Raw genomic sequence first — 21,366 nt, forward strand, 5'->3', positions numbered from 1 at the left:
CGCGCGCGATTATGGCTCGCCGCATGACCGATATCGCACGACGTGAGATGCTCGCCTTGTCGCTCGGCGCCGCGGCGGCACCGGCGATCGCCGCCCAGTCGCCCCCTCTGCCGACGAACGTCCCGCGCTGGCCCCCGGCGGAGGCGATCGCGCTGTGGCCCGGGCTGCCGCCGGGCGCAGGCGCGACGCTGCCGCGACCGACGCCCGAGATCACCGGGCGCCCGGGCGAGTATCGCGACATCTGGATGCGCGGCACCAGCCGCCCCGATCTCGGCATCTTCCGCGCCCCCCGCCCCGACGGGCGCGCGGTGCTGGTCATCCCCGGCGGCGGCTATTCCTTCGTGTCGCTCCGCGGCGAGGGGATCGACGTCGCGCGGGCGCTGAACGCGCGCGGGATCACCTGCTTCGTGCTCAACTACCGCTTGCCCGCGGAGGGATGGACCGATCGCGCCAACGTGCCGCTACAGGACGCGCAGCGAGCGATGCGGCTGATCCGGACGGAAGCACGCCGCTATGCCATCGACCCCACCAGACTGGGCGTCATCGGCTTCTCCGCCGGCGGGCACCTCGCCGCCTCGCTGACCGCGCTGCATGCGACCGAGGTGTACCGCCCGATCGACGTCGCGGATCGGCAGTCCGCGCGGCCGGCGTTCAGCGGCCTGATGTACGCCGTGTCCAACGTCGATCCCGGCCGCAGCCATGGCGGATCGCGCGCCAATCTGCTCGGCCCGGCTCCCGACCGCGCGATGGAGCGGCGCTTCGCGATCGACCGGCGGCTCACCGCCGCGACCCCGCCGTTGTTCATCGTCCATGCCGAAGACGACGACGTGGTGCCGGTGCTCAACAGCCTCGACATGCTCGCCGCCGCGCGGGTCGCCGGGGTGTCGGTCGAGACGCATATCCTCCAGCGGGGCGGGCACGGGTTCGGAACGCGGCTGCCGCGGTCCATGCCGGGATCTTTATGGCCGGATCTGTTCGATCGCTGGGTCGGCGGAATCGTCGCGCGCACTCGCTAGCCCAGCGGCGCGATCCGCCAGTATGGCGAGGGGGCCGAGGCTGGCGACCATGTGCTCGATCGCTCGGCGCGGGTCATGCTTCGGGCGCGACACCGCCGACAGGTGGAGCGCGACTGCGGTCTGCGAGTGACCGAATACCCTGGCGCGCATAGTTGCCAGTTTCACCGCGCGCAGGTCGCCCGACAGCACGTCGCCCACCCTGTACCAGCTCGCGACGACGCGGCCGATTGGGCCCGGTGCGGCGATCCGCACGGCCTCGCCTCCCGCGATCGGGGGCAGGTCCGCGACCCGCAGCCATGGCCCGTCCTCGCGCAGCACGCCGGTGCCGAACGCGCCGAGCTTGGCCCCCTCGCGCTGGCGGCCATAGACCGCGATGGCGAGGTCGACCTCTTCCCCCGCGGCATCGGCGTAGCGCCCGAAGAGAAAATGATCGGCGCCCGGATACCAGGGCTGCCACGGCCGCGCGCGCTCGATCGGCACGCGGTGCCAGCCGGCGATCGACGGCAGCTGGATGCGTGCGGGAAGTGCAGCGTCCACGCCCGCGGTGGCGGCGCTCCAGCCGGCGAAGACGGCTGCGGTTCCGAGCACCAGCGCGGTCGCGGCGACCAGGCCCAGACGCCCGCCACGGGTCGGCGGCACCTGAGCGGGATCGAAGGCGGCGGCGCTCGGCTGGCGATCGAACCAGCGCCAGCCGAGCGCGAGCAGCATCGCCATCACGAGCGCGAAGAAGATCCAGCCGAACACGATATGGTCGAACCCGGTCGCGATGCCGATCGATGTCACCTGCGCGGCATAGATCGTCGCGAACGCGCGCACCCCGTTGGCGAGGATCGGGACGACGATCGACGCCGCCATGAACGCTGCACGCCGTCGCCACGACGTGAAGCAGAGATGCGCCACCAGGGTCGAGAACGCGATCATCGCCAGCACGAACTTGGCGCCCGAACAGGCTTCGGCGACCTCGAACAGATAAGGCCCGGCATGGATCATCACGCCATCGACGCCCGCAGGGATCCCCGCCACCGCCAGCAGCGGCATCACCAGCGCCACGGTCGCCCGCTGTAGCAGGGGCTCGAGGCTCGCGCCGACCGGCACCGCGAACGAGGCGTAAGCAAGCGGGAAGGCCAGCCCCCGTGCCACCTGCGCGCCGAGGATCGTGACCACCGCGCCCTGCAGCATCAGCACCAGGCCCCATTGCCGCGCGAAGGTGACGCCGCCAGCATCGCCCATCAGCCAGCCAGTACCTCCGATCACGACGAGCGCCAACCCCGGCCACCAGGCGACCGGATCGAGCCGGGCGAGAAGTGCACGCCGCGTCCACACCAGCCACGCGACCAACGGCGGGATCAGCAGGCAGTGACCATAGGCGCCGCTGCTCCACCACATCGTGGCGAGCCGCGTCGCATCGGCGCGGAAGAGCAGCAGGATGCCCGCCGCGGCGATCGCGAGTGCGATGCCGTGCTGCTGCCAGGGCGTGATCGTGCCACCGGCGAGCGCGCGTTGCTGCGCGACGCTGGTCACGTCATCAGCGCGTCGAGCGCGGCGAGCCGGGATGGCCAGGAATAGCGCCGCAGGACCTGGGCGCGTGCCTCCACGCCCAGGCGGTCGGCAGCGGCACGATCGGCCAGCAGCGCGCCGATCGCCTCGAGCTGCGCGTCCGCATCGGCCGCGACGCGGACGGTGCCTTCATGGTCGATACCCTCCGCTGCGGCGGCGGACGCCACCACCGGCCGCGCCATTGCCATCGCTTCGAGCACCTTGTTCTGGATGCCGCGGGCGATCTGCAACGGCGCGACGCAGACCGACGCCGCCGCGAGCCAGCCGCGAATGTCGGGGACCGCGCCGGTGACGATCACGTCGTCGCCGGCCAGCGCCCTGACTGCCGCGTTTGGGGCTCGCCCGACGATCGCGAATCTCACGCCCGGAAAATCGCGCCGCAGGCCCGGCAGCACGCTCGACGCGAACCACGACGCCGCGTCGATGTTGGGGCGGTAATCCATCTGACCGGTAAACACGATCAGTGGCGCCGCCGTCGCGACGCGGGCGAAGTCGACATCGGGATCGAAGAAGTCGGCGTCGATGCCGTTCTCGACCGCGACGATCCGACCGGTACCGCCGCCGCCGCGGAACAGCTGCGCCTCGGCATCGGTGACGAACAGGCTGGCGCTCGATCGCGCCGCGACCGCGCATTCATAGGCACCCAGCAACCTTGCCTCGCGACGGAGCATCCATGCGATGGGTTGGCGAGCATTCGCCGCAAGCTGCTCGAACTTCAGTGAATCTACATCGGCGAAGTCCATCACGACCGGCAAGTCGGTTGGGCAATATTGTGCCATCTGACCCGAATAGCAGTGAACCCGGTCGATCGTCGCCGTCGCGCGGACCTCGTCGACCGCGGCGGTCATCGCGGGGTGTTTGAACGCGGCCAGTGACACCGGGCGCCGCGTCGCGAGTGCCTGGATCGCGGCGACCGCGTTCGCCTTGGTCCGTGGCACGACGGTGCAGCTCGCGAGCAGCCGGCGAAACTCGGGCGCCGGATCGCGATCCGCGACCTCGTCCGCGAACGCGACCAGATGAACGGAATGGCTGGCAGCAAGATGCCGCAAGATGTTGAACCCACGGATCTTGTCGCCGCGATCGGGTGGAAACGGCACCCGGTGCGCGAGAAACAGGATGTCGCTCACCCCAGGCCCCGTGCGATCGGCGGCCCAAGTCGGTTGGCGAGCCAGAGCGGCAGCCGCTTCCACGTCGCCACCATCAAGGCGTATTTGGGATCGAGCGGATTGACCGTCCGCGCCGGCCCGTCGCTGTGGCGGGCATAGGTCAGCGGTGTCGCGGTGAAGCCCCAATTCTTCTTGAACGCCGCCGCGCCGGTCCCGGTCTTCGACCGACCGAAATCGAACCGCGTGCAACCGCGCTCGCGCGCATGGCGCATCAGCGAGAAGTAGAGATGTTCGTGCGCCCGTACCGACCGCGACGCCGCGGTCCCGCCGCCCCAATAGGGGTAGACGGTGCCGTTCAGGTACAGGCTGAGTACGCTCGCAACCGCAGCGCCCTGCGACCGGACGGTGAGGATGTCGGCGTCCATCGTCGCCAGCACCTGCCGGAACAGCGCCCGCGGAAAGACCGGCGTGCCGAGGTTACGTACCGACTCCGCATAAACGCGGTAATGATCCGCCAGATCGCACTCGCCGCGTCCGATCGAGACGGAGAGGTCGAGCGTCGCCGCCCGCCTGATCTCCGCGCGCTGCTTGCGCGGCACCGCTTTCAGCTCGGCCTCATCATCAGCTGCCAAGTCCTTGACGAAGCCCAGATAGCTACCGTCGTCTATCGCCCACTCCGCCGGCAACGCGCCGCCGCGCAGCTCGACCGAAGCGGTGCCGATCCGGCGTGCAAGGTCGATCGCACCCGCCGCCAGCGCGTCGGTCGCGTCGCCGAGGACACCGCCGCCGACCCCGAACCCGGTCGAAACCAGCGCACGTCCGAACAGGGGGGAACGGACGTCGGTCAGGGGCAACACACCGGCGATATCGCCGTTCGCCCGCTCGGCGATCAGGTAGCGTGCGCGCTGCCCGCAGCCGAGCGCCACCGCCTCGCTCCACGCCGGCAGGTGGAATGGGGTCGCGCCGCGTTGCTCGCGAACGAAGGCGTCGACCCGGACATGATCCGCGCGATCGGCTTCGCGGATCCCGACCGGCGGGTGCAGCTCGATCATTGTCACGCCGCCGGCTTGCCGACGATCGCGTCGATCCGTCCCCAGGCGTGGCGACCGACGAGCCCGCGCAGCTTGCCCGCCATCGCATCGAGCCGCGAATAGTGGCGGAGCCGCGACCGGATCGGCGCCCTCACCCGCGGCTGGCCGGGATCGACCTCCCACGGATGGAAATAGAAGATCGCGGGTTCCCCTTGCGCGTTCACCTGGCGGACCGCGAAGTCGGTGAGCTTGGCGGGCAGCAACCGGAAGAAGCCGCCCCCCGTCGCCAGCCGCCGGCTGCCGAACTCGGCGACGGTCACCGGCAATTCGATGAAGCCGCTTCCCGCGACCGGGTTGAAGGCGAAACGGGGCGCCTCGCGCCAACCATAATGATCGTGGCGGATCGGCGCGACGCTCGACGAGTAAAGGTAGCTCTCCTCGGCGAGTACGCGGTGCGCCCAGGGGGTGCGATTGTCGATCGAGAAGCTCGGCGCGCGATATCCCGTCACCGCAGTGCCGCTCGCGTCCTCGAGCGCGGTGCGGGTGCGCAACAGGTCGGCGCGGAAGCTCGACGCGTCCATCGTGAACACGCGCTGGTGATCCCAGCCATGACTCGCGATCTCGTGGCCCGCCTCGGCGATGCGACGAACGAGAGCGGGATGACGCTCGGCGACCCAGCCGAGCGTGAAGAAGGTCGCCTTGGCGCCGGTCTCCGCGAACAGATCGAGCACGGCGGCGGTGTTGGCTTCGACGCGGCTGGCGAGGCTCGCCCAATCGGCCTTGGCGATCACCTTTTCGAAGGCGCCGACCTGAAACCATTCCTCGACATCGACCGACAAGCCATTGACAATCGACGGCTTCGGCGCCGGATCAGGCAGCATCGTTCCACCGCCGGTTATGACCTTCGGCGCGTACCGGGCGGTCCTCGACCCATTCGACGAGCAGGTTCAGCACGCGGCGGAGCGCAGCGTCCTGTTCCTCGATCCGGGCTTCCAGCACGGCGAGACGGTCGGGCGCGATCGGTCTGGGCGCGGCCTCGTATTCCTCGACCGGGGTCATGCGGGCGGTCGGCAGATCCGCCTGAAGGTCGCCGACCACCGCCTCGACGGTCGCGGCGTCGATCATCTCGCGCTCTTCGATCGCGGCGTACAGCATCACCCGCCCAGCAAGCAGGTTCAGCCGCCGCGGCACCCCGGCAGACCCGCGATACAGCGCCGCGAAGGCATCGGCGGAGAAGTCGGGGCGCCCCTGCCAGTCGACCACCGCCAGGCGATGCGCGACATAGTCGGCGATCTCATGCTCCTCCATCGGATCGAGATGGTGGATCGCGATGATCCGCTGGCGGAGCTGTTCGAGCCGCTCCGACCCGTGGAGCCGGTCGCGGAACTCGGGCTGGCCGAGCAGCAGGATCTGGAGCAGCGCCTGCCCGCCCGCGGCCTGGAAGTTCGACAGCATCCGCAGCTCTTCCAGCGCCGACACCGACAGCGCCTGCGCCTCGTCGACGATCAGCAGCGTCCGGCGTCCGGTCCGTGCCACCGCGTGCAGCCCGCGCTCGATCACCGTCAGCAGTTGCGCCTTGGTCAGTCCGGCAGGATCGACGCCGAGCGCGGTGGCGACGATCCGCAACAGGTCGTCCGCCTCGATCGCGCTCGACACCAGATTGACGATCTTGATCATCTGGTCGTCGATCGTGTCGAGCAGATGCCCGACCAGCGTGGTCTTGCCCGCGCCGATATCGCCGGTGATGACGATGAACCCCTCCCCCTGTGCCAGCCCGTAACCGAGATACGCCATCGCCTTGCGGTGGGTCGCGGTTTCGAACCAGAAGCGCGGATCGGGGGTCAGCTGGAACGGCCGGCCGCTCAATCCATAATGCGCGTCGTACATGACAGGGCTCCGGCGTTAGAAGGAATAGCGCGCGGCGGCGAGGGCCTGCGCGGAGATCTGGGTGTCGACCGTCGCGGTGTCGAAGGCATAGACGCCGATCGACGCGGTGGTGGTCAACCGGCCGAAGGCGCGGCCGACGCTCGCGGTTGCGCCGTAGGAGACCACGCCGTCCGACCCCGCCAGGCCGGGATCGAAATAGTTGACGAAGACGGTTGCATCGAGCGCGGTGTCGGCGCTGATCGCACGGCGCAGGAACAACTGCGCGTAATAGCTCTCGTCGTCATAGCCCGACACGGTGATGCCGGCGGTCGCGACCGGCGCGTACAGCTTGCGGCTGGCGTAGCCGACACCGCCACCGAAGCTGGTCCGCCCCTGCGTCGCGGCGATCACCGCATCGGCGCCGCGTGCGCGGTAGCTTGCGGTAGAGATCGACTGGAACACGCTGTTCAGGCACCCGCCCGGGGTCGCGCCGCTGGTCCCGTAGACGCAGCCATTATATTGCTGGGTGAAGCTGTCGCGCGCCGCGACGAAACTGGTCGGCAGATTGCCGAGCCCGCCGCGAAGCTGCTGCCCGAAGGTCGTGACGCTGTCGTAAAGCTTGGCCGCGAACCCAACCCCGGCGGATGCCTGATAGGCGATCGTGCCGGTATAGCTGGTCGATCCGTAGCGACGGCCGATCCGGCCCTCCACCGCGGTCCGGCGATTGGGCCGCCAGACCACGCCCGCGTCATAATAGACCCCGTCGGTGCGGTAGGCGATCCGCCGCGGCGAGACGTCGTCGGTGACGAAGCGGCCGTCGCGATCGACGACCGGCGCGCCCGATGCGTCGCGCAGCGCATCCCTCTGGCTGGTCTTGATCTTCTCGTAGCCGACGCCCGCGACCAGCGCCACATTGGCCGACATCGGCGCGAGCGCGTCGCCGCGCAGGTGCAGCCCTTCGTAGCGGGCGCTGAGTTGCCCAGCATCCTCGCGCTCGTAGCCCGCCGACGCGGTCAATCCGATCGGCAGCAGCGTGTTGGGGGCGGTGCCCGCACTGATCGCGGCGATCTGGCCGACGCTGTCGTCGTAGCGATCGAGCCGTGGCTGCCCGGCGAGGCCGATGATCCGCGGCGTGCTCACCTTGGTATAGGCCGCCTGGTAGCTCGCCGCGAGCGCGATCGGCCCGGCGGCACCCGAATAGCGCGGCCCCGCATACACCGCGTAGACCTGGCTGACATTGTCGCCGTCGCCGACGATCACCCCCGGCGCGGCGCCGCGGATGTCCGCGCGGGTCCGCGTCGCGATCCCGCCCGCCTCGATCGTCAGACCGCGCCCGACCTGCGCGGCGGCGCGTGCCAGCCCGGCATGGACGTCGCTGTCGCCGATCCGATCGCTCCACGAGATCCGCCGCTCGTAGCGATAGCTGAGTTGCGCCGAGAGCCGCGCGGTGTCCGCCGCGGCGTCGACGCCGCCCGCGATCGAGGTATAGGTGAGCACGTCGTCGTTGGTGAGATCGGCATCGACGATCTGCCCGACCTCGACATAGGGCGTGATCGCGATACGGCCGCTCGGCGCGCGCTGGGCCGCGGCCGGTGCCGACACCGCGAGCAGGATGAGCAAGGGACGGCGCATCATTCGCCCGCCCCGTAATAGCTGCCGAACCGGTGCCCGCCCGCCACGAACGACACCGCGTTCAGCGCGAGCGCGATATGGTCGCAGCCGTCGAGCAGCGCCACCGCCTCGCGCAGCTCGCTCTCGGGCGTGCGATCGGCACGGACGATCAGCATCGTCTGCCCGACCAGCATCGCCAGCACCGCCGCCGGCGACGCCGCGAGCGCAGGTGGCGAGTCGAAGATGACGATGCGGCGCGGATTGGCGTCGAGCAGCCGCGCGATCACCGCGCGGGTGCGTGCGCTGGCGAGCAGCTCGGTATCGGTCGCGGTGCCGGTCCCCGCGGGCAGCACGGACAGCCCGGCGATGTCGGTTTCGCGGACCAGCGTCTCGACGTCGATCCGGGCGTCGGCGAGCGCATCGAGCAGCCCGGGACCGTCGTCGAGCCCGAGCCGCTTCATCACGTCGGGCTTGGCGACGTCGGCGTCGACCAGCAGCACGTCGGTGTCGCGCTCGGCGGCCATCGATAGCGCGAGATTGACCGCGCAGAAGGTCTTGCCGTCTTCGGGCCGTGCCGAACAGATCAATACCGTCCGCGCCTTTTCGGGCGTTGGACCCTCGGCAACGCGCTCGCGGGTGATCAGCAACTGGCGCTTGAGCAGCCGGAACTCCTCGGCGAGCGGACCGACCGGCGCGCCGGGCACGATCATCCCGTTCTCCGCGAGCATGCCGCGATCGATCGTCGCCACGTCGCCGGCATCGACCCCGGTGAAGAACGCCTCGGGCAGCTCCTGGCCGACCGGCACGCGCAGCGCCTCCGGGATGGCGAGGAACGTGTCGTCGTTATCCGCGGCCGGCATGGGCTCCGGCTCGACAGCGACAGGCGCCGTCTCCGGGTGGATTGGCACGACCGGCGCGGGCCGGCGGATCGTGGGCGCGAGGTCATAGGCGGCCGCAGCTCGTTCGAGCAGCGACGATCCGTGTACCGGCCTGATCATGGCAGCCTCCCTCATGCCGCCATCCCCCGCTGGACGATCTCGACCGCGAGCAGCAGCACATAGGCCGCCGCCAGCGCGCCCGCGCCGCCGGCGAAATGCTTCAGCCGCCGGGCGCGATGGTCGGCCTGCGCGCGAGTGACGACCTCGCCGATCGAACCGATCACCGGCATGCCGGTCGCACGCTCCAGCTTCGTCGCCGTGGTGAAGGTGGCGCGCAGCTGGCCCATCGCGAACGCCGCGCCGATCCCGGCGCAGAGCCCGACGACCAGCACGCCGGTCAACAGCAGCATGCGGTTGGGCGCGCTGGGCGCGCGCGGTGCGGTCGGCGGATCGATCACCTTGAAGCGGAGATCGTCGCTCTGGCTCTGCGCGTCGCCACGCAGCGCGATCTGCTGGCGCTGGGTCAGCAGCTGATCATATTGGGTCTTCAGCACCTCGTAGCTGCGATCGATCCCGCCCTGCTCGGCAGCGGCTTCGGGATCGGCGGCGAGCTTCTCGTTCAACTGGTCGAGATCGCCCTGGAGCTGCGCGCGGCGCATCCGCAAGGCGGCGACCGCGGATTGCTTCTCTGCCGACATCGACTGCAGCGACAGGTAGAGCGGATTGACCGATCCGCCCGCCCCGCCGCCGACCAGCGGCTCGCTGCGCGCCGCGGCCTGCGCCGCCGCCAGCTGGCTCTTCAGTGCGATCACGTCGGGATGGTTCTCGGTATAGCCGCGCGCCCGCGCATCGGCGAGCTGGCCCTGGATCGCGTTCAACCGCGCGCGCGCCGGGCCGGCGCCACCACCGCCGCCGGCGCCGGGGATCGATTGCGGCGTCCCGCCCATCTGCCCCTGCACGACCGCAAGGCTCGATTGCGCCGCGGCGAGATCGCCCTCGACCTGCGCCAATTGGTTGCGCGCCGCGCCGATCCGGTCCGACACCGAGCCGGTGCCCGGCAGCGAGCCGAGATAGCGGTTCTGGAAGTCGGCACGCTTGGTTTCGGCGTCCTGCAGCTGCTTCTGCAAACCGTCGAGTTGCTTGTCGAGGAAGCCGAGGCTGGTGCTGGTCTGGGTACGATCGCCGGCGAGATTGTCCGCAACGAAGATGTCGATCAGCGTCCGGGTGATCGATCGCGCCAGCCCGGGGCTCGCCGCGGTGGTGGTGATCTCGAACAGATTGTCCTGCTGCGACACGATCTTGATGTTCTGCGCGAGGCTCGCGACCCGATCGGCGACGTCCCGATCGCTCGACACCGTGCCGGCGAGGTCGCTGCCGCGGACCACCTTTTCGAGGTTCACCGCGGAGGTCAGGGTCTGCCGGATCGTATCGACGTCGACCGCGGGTGCGGTCGCGGGCTGGCCGACGCTGTCGGGCAGGATCGAACCCAGCTGCACGAAGACCCGCGCATGCGATTCATAGCGGCTCGGCATCTGCGACACGACCAGCCAGCCGAGGACGCACACGCCCCAGGCGACCGCGAGCGCCAGCCAGCGCCGCGTCCACACCGCATGCAGCGCCAACCGCGCTTCGTCGTAGAGACCGGTCACCCAGATCGTCCTTAGAACATCGACTCTGGGATGATGATCACGTCGCCGGGCTCGAGCCGGACATTCGCTCGCGAGTCACCCTTTTTGAGCAGGCTGGAGATCTGGAGGCCGTATTCCTGGCTCTTGCCGGTATCCCGGTCGTAGCGGACCAGCTTGGCCTTGTTTCCCGCGGCATATTGGCTGAGCCCGCCGACCGAGATCATCGCGTCGAGCAGGGTCATGTTGGCGCGATACGGGATCGACGCCGGCTTTTCGGTCGCGCCGACGACGCGCACCTGCTGGCTATAGGTGCCGGAGAAATTCTCGACGATCACCGAGACGATCGGGTCCTTCACGTATTCGCCGAGCGCCTTCTTCATGTCGGCGGCGAGCAGCGCGGGAGTCTTGCCGACCGCGGGCATGTCGTTGACCAGCGGCGTCGTGATCCGGCCGTCGGGGCGCACCTGCACCTTCGACGACAGCTCGGGATTGCGCCACACGAAGATGTTGAGCTGATCGAGCGGCCCGATCACATATTCCTCGCCGGGCTGCTCCTTGCTGGCGACGTAGGCGGCCGGCGGCAGGACCCGACGCTCCTTGGCGTCTGCGACCGCGCCCAGCGACGATGCCGCCAGCGCAGCCAACAACCAGCAACGAGAGGTGATCCCGGAACGCATGCAAATCTCCTGCAGCCGGCGCACGCCGGGTCCGGGCGAGCGCAAACTTCATGAACGGCTATGCAAGGGAGGGGTGAAGATTGCGTTAGTGACTGTTCGCTAGCAGCTCGGCGGCGGGCGGATGGCCGAGGAAATCTGCCGGGCTCGCGGAGGCGCCATAGGCGCCCGCGAGGAAGATCGCGATCAGGTCGCCTACCTGGGCCGGCGGCAGCGAAATACGGTCGCCGAGCCGGTCGAGCGGGGTGCAGAGCGGGCCGACGACGGAGACCGTCTCGATCGCAGCGCCGTCGATCGCACGCGCCAGCGCGAGCGGGTAGTTGCGACGGACGACGGTGCCGAAATTGCCGCTGGCGGCAAGCTGGTGGTTCAGCCCGCCGTCGACCACCAGGAAGACCTCGCCCCCGCTCTCCTTGCGATCGACGATGCGGGTCAGATAGATCCCCGCCTCCGCGACCAGCCAGCGACCCAGTTCGATCGCGAAGCGGGTGTCGCGCAGGACCGGTGGCCGATCGGCGAGCGCGATGCGCAACGCCGCACCGATCTCCTCGACCGCGAGGCTCCTGTCGCCCGCGAAATAGGGGATGCCGAACCCGCCGCCGAGATTGACCAGCGGCGGCGATGCGCCCGCCTCCTCCGCCAGCCGCGCCGCCAGCGCGATCGTCGCCGCCTGCGTCTCGACGATCGCCTGCGCGTCGAGCGCCTGGCTGCCGGCATAGAGGTGGAAGCCGCGCCAGTCGGCTCCGGCCTCCACGATCGCCCTCACCAGCGCGGCGGCGCGCACCGCATCGACCCCGAACGGCGACGGGCGCCCGCCCATCCTCATGCCCGACCCGCGCAGCTCGATGTCCGGGTTGACCCGCACCGCCAGCCGCGGGCGGATGCCGAGCCGTTCACCGATCGCGATCGCCCTTGCCGCCTCGCCTTCCGATTCAACGTTGAGCGTCACCCCTGCACCGATCGCGACGGTGAGTTCGTCGTCGCGCTTGCCCGGCCCGGCGAAGGTGATCGCCACCGCCGGCTTGACCGCGATCGCCCGGTGCAGCTCGCCTGCCGAGGCGATGTCGAGCCCGTCGACCAGCGGCGCAATCGCAGCGAGCAAGGCCGGCAGCGGGTTGGCCTTGATCGCATAATGGAGATCGACGTCCGAAAACGCCGCGCGAAACCGCGCGATGCGCGCGGCGACGATCGCGCCGTCGTAGACGAACACCGGCGTGTCCCCCGCCTCCGCAGCCCATTCCTCGGCGGAGCGCCCCGCGATCGTCAGCATGCCTTGCTGGTCCGCGAATTCGGGGGGCAGCGCACCCATCGGCTTCATGACGTCACTCCGTCCAGAAGCTCGGCGCGCAGCCTCGCGCGGTCGAGCTTGCCATTGGCGTTGCGCGGCAGCGCGTCGCGCCACAGATAGCGCGCGGGTTGCATGAACGACGGCAGCGCCGTCTTCAGCCGCGACCGCAACCGCTCCTCGCCGGTCGCGTCGCCCGCCAGCACGACGACGATCGCCTGCCCGTTGCGATCGTCGGGCACCCCGATCGCGACCGCCTCGCGCGCCTCGTCGCCCTTCAACACGGCTTCCTCGATCTCGCCGGGGCTGATGCGGTTGCCCGCGACCTTGATCATCTCGTCGTCGCGCCCGACGAAGCGGAACAGCCCGTCTTCGTCCTCGACGACGGTGTCCCCCGACCACACCGCCAAGCCGCCATGCGCCGCGAACGCCGGCGCCTGACGGAACCGCGCCGCCGTGCGCTCGGCGTCACGCCAATAGCCCTGCGCGACCAGCGGTCCCGCATGCACCAGTTCGCCCGGCTCCCCCGGTGCGGCACGCTCGCCATCGGCACGGACGGTCATCACATCGGCGAACGGGATCGCGCGCCCGATCGCGTCGGGATTGGCGTCGATCGCTGCCGGATCGAGGAAGGTCGAGCGGAACGCCTCGGTAAGCCCGTACATCGCGACGATCTCCGCCGTCGCGAACCGCTCCCGCAACCCGCGCACCAAGCGCGGCGTCAGCGCGCCGCCGGAGTTGGTCAGCCGCTTCAGGCGGGCAGCCGTCGCCGCGGGCCAATCCGCCTCGAGCAGCTGGACCCACAAGGGCGGCACCCCCGCGAGCGTCGTCGCCTCGCATCGCTCCACCGCACGTACGACATCGCGCGCGGTCAGGTAATCGAGCGGCGCCACCAGCCCACCTGCGAACCAAGTCGAAAACAGCTGGTTCTGCCCATAGTCGAACGACAGCGGCAGCACCGCTAGCACTCGGTCGGTAGCCGCAAGATGAAGGTAGTGCGCGACGGAGACCGCCCCAAGCCAGAGATTGGCGTGGCTGAGCATCACGCCCTTGGCGCGCCCGGTCGACCCCGAGGTGTAGAGGATCGCCGCCAGCGCCTGCGGGTCGGCGGTCGACGGGCCGGGGCCCTCGGCATCGAAACCGATCTGGGTCTCGTCGACCACGCGGCAGGAGGCGGGAACGTCGCCATCCTCGAACGTCGCGGCTCGCGCCGGCTGGGTGACCAGCAGCGCGGCGCCGCTGTCCGCCAGGATATGCGCGACCTGCGCGCGGCGGAGCAGCGGGTTGACCGGCACATGGACCAGCCCGGCACGCGGCGCGGCGAGCGGCATCACGCAGGCAAGCCGGGTCTTGGGAAGCCACGTCGCCACCCGATCGCCGGGTGCCAGACCCTGCCGCACCAGCCACCCCGCCACCGAGGCGACCGCCCGCTCGAGATCGGCAAACGACCAGCCGCCCGCCCGATCGAGCAACGCTGGCGCATCGGGAGCGCCGCGCAGGACGTGATCGATTGGTCTCGGAACAGGGTCGGGCAGCGCCATGATGCCTCCATAGCGCGGGGGCGTTGCCGAAATCACCCTTCCGCTTTAACGCGGCGCAACCTCGCCAACGATCAGGGCAGACGATTTGCTTCCCGAAGGTTCCCACCAAGTCGAAACCACGGTCCGCGCGGTGCTCGTTGACGTTCTCGGCCTGTCGCCCGAACGCGCCGCCGCGTTCACCAGCGACACGCCGCTGTTCGGCGCACTGCCCGAACTCGACTCGATGGCGGTGGCGGGGGTGCTGACCGAGATCGAGGATCGGCTCGGCATCCTGATCGAAGATGACGAGGTCGATGGTGAGATGCTCGAGACCTTCGGCGCGCTGGTCGGCTTCGCGGTACGCAAGGCGCTCACCTAGCCGATGACCGCCCCGCGCATCGACAGCTATACGTGGTCGGGCGGTGCGGAGGCGATCCTGCGGTTCGGGCCCGACGACGGGCCGATCGTCGTCCTCGCCTTGCCGCTGTTCGAGGAAGCCAATCGCACCCGCGGTTTCGCGGTGGCGCTGCTGCGGGCGCTCGCCGATCGCGGGATCGCGGGTGCCCTGCCCGATCTGCCCGCGACCGGCGAGAGCATCGTGCCGACCCGCGACCTCTCGCTCTTCCCCCTGCGTGCCGCGTTCGAGGCGGCGGTGGAGCATGTGTGGTCTGCGCGCCGCGTCTTCGCGCTCGGCATCCGCAGCGGCTGCCTGCTCGACACGCTGCCGCTGGTCGCGGGCCGCTGGCACCTCTCGCCCGTGCTCGGCAGCGACCTCGTCCGCGAACTGGGCAAGACCGCGAGCCTGGGTGGCGAGGACGATCCGGTCGAGATCGCAGGCAACCTGATCTCGCGCGCATTCCTCGCCGAATTGGCGGAGGCGGTGCCCGCGACGCTCGACGACGACCGTCGCCTGCGGGTGGTCAGGCTGGCGAGCGACCCGCGCCCTGCCGATCGCAAGATCGACGCCGTACCGTTGTGGCGGCGACAGGAGCCGGGCGAGGATTTTACGCTGGTACAACAGCTTGCCGACGATATCGCAGAATGGATCGCACGCTGCGCTGGATGATGCCGGTCGCGTGCGAGGGCGACACGATGATCGCGACGCTCGATCCTGCCGTGGGCGAGAGCGGGTTGCTGATCGTATCGGGCGGCAACGAGATCCGCTGCGGCGCGCACCGTGGCATGGCGCTGCTCGCGGCCGGGATTGCCGCGGTGGGATCGCCGGTGTTCCGCTACGATCGTCGCGGCATCGGTGACTCGACCGGCAGCAACCGTGGCTTCCTGCATGCTCGCGAGGATCTGCACGCCGCGGTGGCGGCGTTCCGACGGGCGATGCCACAGCTCAAGCGCATCGTCGGGTTCGGCAATTGCGACGCTGCCAGCACCCTGGCGTTGTTCGGACACGATGCCGGGCTCGATCGCGTCGTACTGGCCAACCCATGGATCGTCGAACCGAGCGACGACCTCCCTCCCGCTGCCGCGATCCGGCAGCGCTACGCCGAGCGCCTCCGGCAGCCGGGCGAGTGGCGGCGGCTGATCCGCGGGCAGGTCGATCTGGCGAAGCTTCGCCGCGGCGTTGCCAAGCTGCTGGCCGGACCGCACGATGGTGAATTGGCAGGCACCGTGCTGAACGGGATCGATGCATGGGGCGACCGCGCCCGCATCGTGCTGGCGCGAGGCGACGCCACCGCGATCGCGTTCGCCGAGGCCAGTCGACGGGCACGCCGTCGGTTCATGATCGAGGCGGTCGACAGCGATTCGCACAGCTTTGCGCGGGTGGATGACGCCGCGATGCTCCGCCGGATCGTCGAAGAGGAACTGGCGTCCACGGCTTTGATCGGCGTCCGCTCCCCCACCTAGCTTCGTCATTCCCGCGAAGGCGGGGATTACGGACAGCAGGGGGCGCGGATCACCGCGAGGCCGCTACCATCCTACTCCGCCGCTTCGGCCAGCTCCGCGAATTCCGCCTCCGCCAGGAAGCGTTCCGCATCCAGCGCGGCCATGCAGCCCGTGCCCGCGGCGGTCACCGCCTGCCGGTAGATCTTGTCCTGCACGTCGCCGCACGCGAACACGCCCGCGACGCTGGTCCGGGTCGAACCGATCTCGACCTTGATATAGCCGTCGTCGTCGAGATCGAGATGCCCGCGGAACAACTCGGTCGCCGGATGGTGCCCGATCGCGACGAAGCCGCCGTCGGTCGCCAGCTGCGTATGCTCGCCGGTCACGGTATCCTCGAGCTCGAGCGCCACCAGCCCTGCGGTGCCGCCGCCATCGACGAAGGTGCGGACTTCCTTGTTCCACAGGACGGTAATGCCCTTGTGCGCGAACAGCCGGTCCTGGAGGATCTTCTCGGCGCGCAGGGAATCGCGGCGGTGGATCAGCGTCACGTCGGGGCTGTGGTTGGTGAGGTAGAGCGCTTCCTCGACCGCGGTATTGCCGCCACCGATCACCGCGACCTTCTTGCCGCGGTAGAAGAACCCGTCGCAGGTCGCGCAGGCGCTGACGCCCTTGCCCTTCATCGGCTCCTCGCTGTCGATCCCGAGCCATTTGGCCTGCGCGCCGGTCGCGATCACCAGCACGTCGCCCTCGTAGATATCGCCGCCGTCGCCGATCAGCCGGAACGGCCGGCGGGTGAGGTCGACCTCGACGATCGTGTCCCACATCAGCCGGGTGCCGACATGCTCGGCCTGCGCCTGCATCTGCTCCATGAGCCACGGGCCCTGGATGACATCCTTGAAGCCGGGATAATTCTCGACGTCGGTCGTCGTGGTCAGCTGCCCGCCCGGCTGGATGCCCTGCACCACGATCGGCGCCATGCCCGCCCGCGCGCCGTAGATCGCGGCCGACAGACCGGCGGGGCCGGAGCCGAGGATGAGCATGCGGGTGGTGTGGGTGGTCATGGCGCGTGTCCTGGAGAGTCGGGACCGATCTAGGAGGTCCGGCCCCGGATTTGAACCAACAAGAACAGCACCGGCGCCAAGCGGCGATATCGCGAGTGGTAGCGGAGGAGGGACTTGAACCCCCGACCCCAGGATTATGATTCCCGTGCTCTAACCAGCTGAGCTACTCCGCCCCGTTTCGGGCGCTCTCACTCGCGAGGCGCGGGCTATAGGTAGCGGCCCGGTGGCGGTCAAGCGAACATGTGGCGCGACAGCGGCTCCCACGGGCCACCGCGATACCACCAGGTCGCGAGCCCCGCGATCTCGACCTCGCGCGGCACGAAATCGCGCGACAGGCTCTCCAGCAGCAGCTTCGCGACGCCGGGTGTGACCTTGTTCTGGATGGTGACGTGCGCGCGCCAGCCGCCCGCGTCCTGCGGCGTCAGCAGTCCCGCAAAGGCATCGGCGAGGCGCGCGCGGATCGCCACCAGCTCGGGCGCGTCGATCCGGTAGGCGACGCCGCGACCCAGCGACATCAGCCCGGCGATCCGCGCGGTCGGCGCACGGACCTGGCGGGTCTCTCCACTCAACCGGTGCTTGAGCTCGTCGACGCTCGACGGCGGAAGGTGGTGGAACAGCGTCAAATGCGCGTCGAGCTGGTTGCGCTCGGGCGGGAAATGTTCGCTGCGCATCGCATCGAACCAGCCCTGGTCGCGCCGCCCGAACAGCGCGGTCACGATGATCGGCGCGGGAACGGTGTTCGCGCTCAAATCTCGACCTGGCTGCCGAGTTCGACGACGCGGTTGGTCGGCAGGCGGAAGAACTCCATCGCGCTTTCGGCGTTGCGGAGCATCCACGCGAACAGCTTCTCGCGCCAGATCATCATCCCCGGCTTGTCGGACGCCAGCAAGGTCTGCCGCGACAGGAAGAAGCTGGTGTCCATCATCTTGAACTCGGCACCGCATTCGTGGACGTGCTTCAGCGCCGCGGGAACATCGACCTCTTCCATGAAGCCGTAGCGCAGCACCAGCCGGTGGAACCCCTCGCCCATGCTGTCGCGCACCGCACGGTCGTGATCGGGCCAATAGGGCTGGTCGACGATCTTCACGGTCAGCAGGATGATGCGTTCATGGAGCACGCGGTTGTGCTTCAGATTGTGGAGCAGCGCGTGCGGCACGCCCTCGGGGGTCGAGGTCATGAACACCGCGGTGCCGGGCACCCGCGTCGCCGAGCTGGCGGCGGAGCTGATGAACACCTTGATCGGCATCGCCGCCTCGCGCATCCGGTCGATCATCAGCTTGCGCCCCTTCGACCAGGTGGTGAGCAGCGTGAACACGATCAGCCCGACCAGCAGCGGGAACCAGCCGCCATCGGGCACCTTGGTCATGTTCGCGGTGAAGTATGCGCCGTCGACCAGGAAGAATACCGCGAGCAGCGGGAACGCCGCATAGCGCGGCCAATGCCACAGCCGGATCAGCGCGACCCCAAGCAGGCAGGTGTCGATCAACATCGCGCCGGTCACCGCGATGCCGTAGGCGCTGGTGAGGTTCGACGAGGTGCGGAAGAACAACACCAGCACGATGACCATCGTCATCAGCGCCCAGTTCACCAACGGGATGTAGATCTGCCCGGCGGTCGCGGCGCTGGTATGTTCGATCCGCAGCCGCGGGATGAAGCCCAGCTGGATGCCCTGCTGGGTGACCGAGAAGGCGCCGGAGATCACCGCCTGGCTGGCGATGATCGCCGCCATCGTCGCCAGGATCACCAGCGGCAGCTGCAGGCCCTCGGGCGCCAGCATGTAGAAGGGGCTGCGCAGTGCCGCGGTGCCTTCGCGGAACAGCAGCGCGCCCTGCCCCATATAGTTGCACATCAGCGCCGGCAGCACGAACACCAGCCAGGACAGGCCGATCGGCTTGCGCCCGAAATGCCCCATGTCGGCGTAGAGCGCTTCCGCGCCGGTCACCGCGAGGACCACCGATCCCAACGCGAGGAACGCCGCGCGCGGATCGATGAGGAAGAACTCGATCGCGAAATGCGGTGACAGCGCCCACAGCACCGCGGGCGTCTGCACGACGCTGTGGATGCCGAGCACCGCGATCGTCGCGAAATACACCAGCATGATCGGCCCGAAAAACAGCCCTACCCGCGCGGTGCCGCTCTTCTGGATCGTGAACAGGAAGACGAGGATCGCCACCGAGATCGGCAGCACCAGCCCCGCGAACGCCGGCGCGGCGACCGCGAGCCCCTCGACCGCGGACAGCACCGACACCGCGGGGGTGATCATGCTGTCGCCATAGAACAAGGCGGTGGCGAACACCCCGAGCAGGATGATCCCGGTCGACCAGCGCTTGGTCTTGGTGCGTCCCGATACCAGGGCGAGCAGCGCCAGGCTGCCGCCCTCGCCCTTGTTGTCGGCGCGCATGATGATGACGACGTACTTGATCGTCACGACGATCATCATCGACCAGAACATCAGGCTGATTACGCCCATGATGTGGGCGGGATCGAGCGCGAGCTTGTGGTGCCCGGCAAAGGTTTCGCGGAATGCGTAGAGCGGGCTGGTGCCGATGTCGCCGAAGACGATGCCGATCGCGCCGACCGCCAGCTTGACCATCCCCTCGGACCCGTGGCCGTGACCGTGCCCCTCGTCCGCCGCCGCCGTATCGACCTCGCCACGCGCCGCTGGTTCGGCGCCGAACACGGGCTCGCTCATCGGTAGCGCGATCGGCCCGACGGATCGACGGGAAGCCCCATGTTCACAACCTGTTCCATGCCAAGCCGCCGCCCTTAGCACGCACCCAAACCACCGGCAACGGCATGCTCCGCTCGGCCGATCATCGTCGGCACCGGGGGGTATCGAGCCGGGCCGCGGGAAATTACAGGGGAGCCAAGAGGAGAGAATTGATGCGAGTCGGTGTCCCCAAGGAAATCAAGAACCACGAATACCGCGTCGGGCTGACCCCGCCGTCGGTGGCCGAGCTAGTCGCGGCCGGAAACGAGGTCGTCGTCGAGACGATGGCGGGTGCCGGCATCGACTTCGAGGATAGCGACTATGTCGCGGCCGGCGCGACGATCCTGCCCGATGCGAAGGCGGTGTTCGCCGCGGCGGACATGATCGTGAAGGTGAAGGAGCCGCAGGCCGCCGAGATCGCGATGCTCGAATCGCGCCACCTGCTGTTCACCTATCTCCACCTCGCCGCGGACAAGCCGCAGGCGGAGGGGCTGATGAAGTCGGGCGCGACCTGCATCGCGTACGAAACCGTCACCGACAACCGCCGCGGACTGCCGCTGCTGAAGCCGATGTCGGAGGTCGCGGGCCGGATGTCGATCCAGGTCGGGGCGCATTATCTGGAAAAGGAGCAGGGTGGCCGCGGCGTGTTGCTGGGCGGCGTTCCCGGCGTCGCCCCCGCCAAGGTCGCGATCCTCGGCGGGGGCGTCTCGGGGGTCAACGCCGCACAGATGGCAGTCGGCATGCGCGCCGACGTCACCATCTACGACATCTCGAACGATCGGCTGGCCGAGCTCGACATGTTTTTCTCGAGCCAGATCAAGACCGCCTATGCCAGCAAGGCGGCGATCGCCGCGGCGGTGAAGAACGCGCATCTGGTGATCGGCGCGGTGCTGGTGCCGGGCGCCGCGGCGCCCAAGCTGGTCACGCGCGAGATGCTGAAGACGATGAAGCGCGGATCGGTGCTGGTCGACATCGCGATCGACCAGGGCGGCTGTTTCGAGACCAGCCACGCCACCACCCACGAGGACCCGGTGTTCGAGGTCGATGGCGTGATCCATTATTGCGTCGCCAACATGCCCGGCGCGGTCGCCCGCACCTCCGCCTTCGCGCTCAACAACGCGACGCTGCCCTTCGCACTGCGGCTCGCCAATCTCGGCGCCGAGGCGGCGATGCGCGCCGACCCGCATCTCGCCGCGGGTCTCAACGTCTACAAGGGCAAGATCGCCTTCAAGGCGGTCGCCGACGATCTCGACCTGCCGTACGAAGCTTGGGCGGCCTAGGGAACACAAACGGAACATGGGGGTTGGTGGTCTCGAACGAAGGAAAGCCACATGACCGATCAAGCCAACCCCAAGACCGAACCCTTCTCGAACGCGGAGAAGGACCCCGACGACTGGACCACCGGCGGGGAAGCGATGACCGGCGCCCAGGCGAGCTACCTCAAGACCCTGAGCGAAGAAGCGCACGAGGAGTTCGACGACTCGCTATCGAAGGCGGACGCCTCGAAGCGGATCGACGAGCTGCAATCGAAGACCGGGCGCGGGAAGACCGATTGAGATTGGGAGGGCTTCGGCCTTCCCGACA

General features: G+C 69.2%; 20 protein-coding genes and 1 tRNA gene. 6 read left to right on the forward strand and 15 right to left on the reverse strand.

Annotated features, from left to right (window positions below; translation table 11 throughout):
- The first annotated feature begins 23 nt into the window (after positions 1-23).
- On the forward strand, positions 24-1,016 hold the full coding sequence (locus ACT009_RS03325; protein ID WP_445192959.1) for an alpha/beta hydrolase: 993 nt from the start codon (positions 24-26) through the stop codon (positions 1,014-1,016).
- On the opposite strand, the gene xrtA is transcribed toward ACT009_RS03325, so the two are convergent.
- The 11 genes from xrtA to ACT009_RS03380 form a co-directional block, all read right to left on the reverse strand.
- Entirely contained in the window at positions 960-2,537 is a 1,578-nt protein-coding gene (xrtA, locus tag ACT009_RS03330; RefSeq protein WP_445192960.1) for an exosortase A, read from the reverse strand. The two genes, ACT009_RS03325 and xrtA, sit on opposite strands and share 57 nt — an antisense overlap.
- Positions 2,534-3,700, reverse strand: coding sequence for a TIGR03087 family PEP-CTERM/XrtA system glycosyltransferase (locus tag ACT009_RS03335; protein ID WP_445192961.1), 1,167 nt, complete (start codon positions 3,698-3,700; stop codon positions 2,534-2,536). The genes xrtA and ACT009_RS03335 overlap by 4 nt, the downstream gene beginning before the upstream one ends.
- Positions 3,697-4,731, reverse strand: coding sequence for a FemAB family XrtA/PEP-CTERM system-associated protein (locus tag ACT009_RS03340; protein WP_445192962.1), 1,035 nt, complete (start codon positions 4,729-4,731; stop codon positions 3,697-3,699). Before ACT009_RS03340 ends, ACT009_RS03335 begins: the two co-directional genes overlap by 4 nt.
- Positions 4,732-4,733: 2 nt before the next feature.
- Positions 4,734-5,591, reverse strand: a complete 858-nt coding sequence (locus ACT009_RS03345) for an XrtA system polysaccharide deacetylase (protein ID WP_445192963.1) — start codon at positions 5,589-5,591, stop codon at positions 4,734-4,736.
- Positions 5,581-6,597, reverse strand: a complete 1,017-nt coding sequence (locus tag ACT009_RS03350; RefSeq protein ID WP_445192964.1) for an ExeA family protein — start codon at positions 6,595-6,597, stop codon at positions 5,581-5,583. The genes ACT009_RS03345 and ACT009_RS03350 overlap by 11 nt, the downstream gene beginning before the upstream one ends.
- A gap of 15 nt (positions 6,598-6,612) precedes the next feature.
- Positions 6,613-8,211 (reverse strand): hypothetical protein, encoded by a 1,599-nt coding sequence (locus ACT009_RS03355; RefSeq protein ID WP_445192965.1) that lies wholly within the window; start codon positions 8,209-8,211, stop codon positions 6,613-6,615.
- Positions 8,208-9,185 carry an AAA family ATPase gene (locus tag ACT009_RS03360; protein ID WP_445192966.1) on the reverse strand — a complete coding sequence of 326 codons (978 nt, stop codon included), beginning with the start codon at positions 9,183-9,185 and terminating at the stop codon, positions 8,208-8,210. Before ACT009_RS03360 ends, ACT009_RS03355 begins: the two co-directional genes overlap by 4 nt.
- 11 nt (positions 9,186-9,196) lie before the next feature.
- The gene (locus ACT009_RS03365; protein WP_445192967.1) at positions 9,197-10,714 is read right to left on the reverse strand and encodes an XrtA system polysaccharide chain length determinant; all 1,518 of its coding nucleotides are present in this window, start codon (positions 10,712-10,714) and stop codon (positions 9,197-9,199) included.
- An 11-nt stretch (positions 10,715-10,725) separates the two neighbouring features.
- Complete coding sequence (locus ACT009_RS03370) at positions 10,726-11,370, reverse strand: XrtA/PEP-CTERM system exopolysaccharide export protein (RefSeq protein WP_445192968.1); 645 nt, start codon at positions 11,368-11,370, stop codon at positions 10,726-10,728.
- Positions 11,371-11,455: 85 nt separating this feature from the next.
- Positions 11,456-12,685 (reverse strand): pyridoxal-dependent decarboxylase, exosortase A system-associated, encoded by a 1,230-nt coding sequence (locus ACT009_RS03375; protein ID WP_445192969.1) that lies wholly within the window; start codon positions 12,683-12,685, stop codon positions 11,456-11,458.
- A complete protein-coding gene (locus ACT009_RS03380) occupies positions 12,682-14,193 on the reverse strand; it encodes an AMP-binding protein (RefSeq protein WP_445192970.1) in 1,512 nt (503 codons plus the stop codon). Before ACT009_RS03380 ends, ACT009_RS03375 begins: the two co-directional genes overlap by 4 nt.
- Before the next feature lie 85 nt (positions 14,194-14,278).
- Between ACT009_RS03380 and ACT009_RS03385 the strand changes: the two genes are divergently transcribed.
- From ACT009_RS03385 to ACT009_RS03395, 3 genes are read left to right on the forward strand one after another with little or no spacing between them, the layout of a single operon-like run.
- On the forward strand, positions 14,279-14,551 hold the full coding sequence (locus ACT009_RS03385; protein WP_445192971.1) for an acyl carrier protein: 273 nt from the start codon (positions 14,279-14,281) through the stop codon (positions 14,549-14,551).
- Between the two features lie 3 nt (positions 14,552-14,554).
- A complete protein-coding gene (locus tag ACT009_RS03390; protein ID WP_445192972.1) occupies positions 14,555-15,238 on the forward strand; it encodes a hypothetical protein in 684 nt (227 codons plus the stop codon).
- A complete protein-coding gene (locus ACT009_RS03395; RefSeq protein WP_445192973.1) occupies positions 15,214-16,032 on the forward strand; it encodes a hydrolase 1, exosortase A system-associated in 819 nt (272 codons plus the stop codon). The genes ACT009_RS03390 and ACT009_RS03395 overlap by 25 nt, the downstream gene beginning before the upstream one ends.
- 71 nt (positions 16,033-16,103) lie before the next feature.
- Here the strand turns inward: ACT009_RS03395 and trxB are convergent, their stop codons facing one another.
- From trxB to ACT009_RS03415, 4 genes are all read right to left on the reverse strand, one after another.
- A complete protein-coding gene (trxB, locus tag ACT009_RS03400; protein WP_445192974.1) occupies positions 16,104-17,072 on the reverse strand; it encodes a thioredoxin-disulfide reductase in 969 nt (322 codons plus the stop codon).
- A 96-nt stretch (positions 17,073-17,168) separates the two neighbouring features.
- Positions 17,169-17,245: transfer RNA gene (locus tag ACT009_RS03405), tRNA-Met, on the reverse strand.
- 57 nt (positions 17,246-17,302) lie between these two features.
- A complete protein-coding gene (locus ACT009_RS03410; protein WP_445192975.1) occupies positions 17,303-17,821 on the reverse strand; it encodes a 2'-5' RNA ligase family protein in 519 nt (172 codons plus the stop codon).
- Positions 17,818-19,764, reverse strand: coding sequence for a potassium transporter Kup (locus tag ACT009_RS03415; protein ID WP_445192976.1), 1,947 nt, complete (start codon positions 19,762-19,764; stop codon positions 17,818-17,820). The genes ACT009_RS03410 and ACT009_RS03415 overlap by 4 nt, the downstream gene beginning before the upstream one ends.
- A 191-nt stretch (positions 19,765-19,955) precedes the next feature.
- Here ACT009_RS03415 and ald point away from each other — a divergent pair, with 191 nt between their 5' ends.
- Positions 19,956-21,062: an alanine dehydrogenase gene (ald, locus tag ACT009_RS03420; RefSeq protein WP_445192977.1), complete on the forward strand. Its 1,107-nt coding sequence runs from the start codon at positions 19,956-19,958 to the stop codon at positions 21,060-21,062.
- 51 nt (positions 21,063-21,113) lie between these two features.
- Positions 21,114-21,338, forward strand: a complete 225-nt coding sequence (locus ACT009_RS03425) for a DUF3072 domain-containing protein (RefSeq protein ID WP_445192978.1) — start codon at positions 21,114-21,116, stop codon at positions 21,336-21,338.
- Positions 21,339-21,366 lie beyond the last annotated feature (28 nt).

This window comes from Sphingomonas sp. Tas61C01, from assembly GCF_052567495.1.

Excerpts from the sequence above, each read along its gene's own strand:
- ACT009_RS03360 (WP_445192966.1), bottom strand. The coding sequence starts at position 9,185 with ATGATCAGGCCGGTACACGGATCGTCGCTGCTCGAACGAGCTGCGGCC.
- ACT009_RS03390 (WP_445192972.1), top strand. The coding sequence starts at position 14,555 with ATGACCGCCCCGCGCATCGACAGCTATACGTGGTCGGGCGGTGCGGAG.
- ACT009_RS03345 (WP_445192963.1), bottom strand. The coding sequence starts at position 5,591 with ATGCTGCCTGATCCGGCGCCGAAGCCGTCGATTGTCAATGGCTTGTCG.
- ACT009_RS03375 (WP_445192969.1), bottom strand. The coding sequence starts at position 12,685 with ATGAAGCCGATGGGTGCGCTGCCCCCCGAATTCGCGGACCAGCAAGGC.
- ACT009_RS03380 (WP_445192970.1), bottom strand. The coding sequence starts at position 14,193 with ATGGCGCTGCCCGACCCTGTTCCGAGACCAATCGATCACGTCCTGCGC.
- ACT009_RS03425 (WP_445192978.1), top strand. The coding sequence starts at position 21,114 with ATGACCGATCAAGCCAACCCCAAGACCGAACCCTTCTCGAACGCGGAG.
- ACT009_RS03370 (WP_445192968.1), bottom strand. The coding sequence starts at position 11,370 with ATGCGTTCCGGGATCACCTCTCGTTGCTGGTTGTTGGCTGCGCTGGCG.
- ACT009_RS03325 (WP_445192959.1), top strand. The coding sequence starts at position 24 with ATGACCGATATCGCACGACGTGAGATGCTCGCCTTGTCGCTCGGCGCC.
- ACT009_RS03395 (WP_445192973.1), top strand. The coding sequence starts at position 15,214 with ATGGATCGCACGCTGCGCTGGATGATGCCGGTCGCGTGCGAGGGCGAC.
- ACT009_RS03415 (WP_445192976.1), bottom strand. The coding sequence starts at position 19,764 with ATGAGCGAGCCCGTGTTCGGCGCCGAACCAGCGGCGCGTGGCGAGGTC.
- ald (WP_445192977.1), top strand. The coding sequence starts at position 19,956 with ATGCGAGTCGGTGTCCCCAAGGAAATCAAGAACCACGAATACCGCGTC.
- trxB (WP_445192974.1), bottom strand. The coding sequence starts at position 17,072 with ATGACCACCCACACCACCCGCATGCTCATCCTCGGCTCCGGCCCCGCC.
- ACT009_RS03350 (WP_445192964.1), bottom strand. The coding sequence starts at position 6,597 with ATGTACGACGCGCATTATGGATTGAGCGGCCGGCCGTTCCAGCTGACC.
- ACT009_RS03355 (WP_445192965.1), bottom strand. The coding sequence starts at position 8,211 with ATGATGCGCCGTCCCTTGCTCATCCTGCTCGCGGTGTCGGCACCGGCC.
- ACT009_RS03340 (WP_445192962.1), bottom strand. The coding sequence starts at position 4,731 with ATGATCGAGCTGCACCCGCCGGTCGGGATCCGCGAAGCCGATCGCGCG.